This is a genomic window from Bartonella queenslandensis AUST/NH15, from assembly GCF_000312585.1.
In the GTDB taxonomy this organism is placed as follows: Bacteria; Pseudomonadota; Alphaproteobacteria; order Rhizobiales; family Rhizobiaceae; genus Bartonella; species Bartonella queenslandensis_A.
The window spans coordinates 1-2,035 of record NZ_HE998015.1 but is presented as its reverse complement, the minus strand read 5'-3'; the positions used below and the strand labels follow the sequence as shown (position 1 = coordinate 2,035).

General features: G+C 36.1%; 3 protein-coding genes. All 3 read left to right on the top strand.

The features are described from left to right. A partial coding sequence (locus BN338_RS09090) for a TrbJ/VirB5 family protein (RefSeq protein ID WP_051018533.1) occupies positions 1-685 on the top strand: 685 nt, incomplete at its 5' end. A 16-nt stretch (positions 686-701) separates the two neighbouring features. Then, positions 702-1,031: an EexN family lipoprotein gene (locus BN338_RS09085; RefSeq protein ID WP_039761283.1), complete on the top strand. Its 330-nt coding sequence runs from the start codon at positions 702-704 to the stop codon at positions 1,029-1,031. Positions 1,032-1,062: 31 nt separating this feature from the next. After that, positions 1,063-2,001, top strand: a complete 939-nt coding sequence (locus tag BN338_RS09080) for a TrbL/VirB6 family protein (RefSeq protein WP_039761281.1) — start codon at positions 1,063-1,065, stop codon at positions 1,999-2,001. Positions 2,002-2,035: the final 34 nt, after the last annotated feature.

Genomic DNA, 2,035 nt, shown 5'->3' with positions numbered 1-2,035 from the left:
AAATTCATTTGCACTTGTGGTATTTGATCCCACAGCTGCTGCAAAATTAGCTGAGCAATATAAACAAGCATTAAAACAGTTCGAACAAGGCAAACAACAGCTTGATCAACTGAAAGGTCAGCTTGACCAAATGAAAGAGCTCTATAGCTCTTTAAATGGGAAAACAGATTTATCCGCTCTTCAAGAATTGCTCAACAAACAAGGAAATAATGCTGCTCTCCCTTCTGATTTTAATAATTTAGAACAATCAATAGATGGCACCGGTAGTGGTGGTAGTAGCGGAAATATCGAAAAATGGAAAGAAAAACTTTTATATAAAGAGCCATCAGGGGGTGGAGGATCAAAAGAAGCCGTTGATGCTTTTTATAAGAAAGAAGTGGAAAAAATGCACAATCGTAATATAGGACAAGCCGCAACAGGGCAAGCAGTTTACGAAGGTGCTAATAAAAAGAAAGAAGCCATTAGCAAGATCATTGAAAAACTTAAAAATGCTAAAACCGCAGCTGAAGTTCAAGACGCTCAAACTCAATTAGCAGCTATACAAGCAATATTACAAGCAGAGGTCTTACAAACACAAGCCACTTCTATGATTCAACAAGCTCAATCTGAAGCTGAAATTATCCGTGCTAGAGAAGAATCTAGTAAAAGATACCTAGACTATGCAAAAAAAATTCGTGGTCACTAAAAGAAGGACTCAAACAATGAATAAGATCATTATAACAGCATTACTGCTTTGCACAGGACTTATCATTGCTGGTTGTGAAAAAACCTACAGCGTAGAAGAATTTAAAAAAAATGAAAAATTAATAAGCGAATTTCAATGGAAATGTGCTGCTTCTGATAATTCTAAAAATTGTCAAAACGTCCGACAAGCCGCTAAGGAACTTGAAGCTGAACAACGTAAAAAAGCCAACGAAAATTATAAGAAGGCTCTAGAGAAAATAAATAAAATACAAGAAGAACGAGAAGCAAAAGAGCGCGCTAAAGCCGAACAAAAAGAGAAAGAAGAAGCTGAAAAAAATGCTCAATAGTTTTTTTTATAAAAAATAAAAAGGATTTTCAATGTCGGTAATAAATTACGTTCCTACATACACTAGTATAGATAACCGTTTAATGAATACTCTTGGGAACATAATGGATAAGACCATTAGCCATCTTTCAAGTTCTTTATCTGCTCCTCTTTCGGCATCTTGTATAATCTATATTGCATTTATAGGTTATAACGTTATGTATGGGCGTTCTTCTATGCCCTTATGGGATTTTATAGCGACAGCTTTCAAACTTGGTATCATTGTTACACTCACGACAAATGCCTCTCAATATAACTTTTGGATCAAAAACATATTTTTTACGGATCTTCCTAACGCCATTGCAAACATCACCCAAGGAGCAAGCTCAGATAAAAATGTCTGGGACAATATGATGCAACATGCTTCTGCTCACGTTTTTGATGCAGCAAACAAATATACAGAATGGTATGATATGGGGAAGTATCTTGTTAACTGGATAGCTGGTTTAATCTGTTTATTCATTGCTGGTTTTTTTAGCACTATCGGCTTCATCGTCACAATGTTTGCTAAACTTGGTTCATTTCTTGTCTTATCGGTAGGACCACTTTTCATAAGCTTTTATATGTTTTCAACAACAAGACGCTTTACAGAAGCGTGGTTAGGACAAGTCGCAAATTTTATCATTTTACAAATATTAGTCACCTTGCTTGGTAACGTATACGTGAGTCTTGCGGTAGATATCCTTTCTGGTGACATTACAGATATCATGTTTTCTATAATACAATTTTTGATTATTGGAACTGGTGGAATTTATCTTTTCATCCATTTACCCGGAATTGCATCCGCTTTAGCTTCCGGAGGAGCATCTCTTACAACATCAACACATTTAGCTCACCATTCTAGCAGAGCAGCTGGTCGTGGTACTCTTGCATCTGGTCGTCTTGGTCTTCGCGGTCTAAAAAATTTCGCATCAAAATTAAGAGGAGAATAATTTCAAAATGCGGGGCTTTAAAAAAATTGGGGTT

Bases quoted from the DNA above. Each gene is read 5' to 3' on its own strand.
- BN338_RS09085 (WP_039761283.1), top strand. From the start codon at position 702: ATGAATAAGATCATTATAACAGCATTACTGCTTTGCACAGGACTTATC.
- BN338_RS09080 (WP_039761281.1), top strand. From the start codon at position 1,063: ATGTCGGTAATAAATTACGTTCCTACATACACTAGTATAGATAACCGT.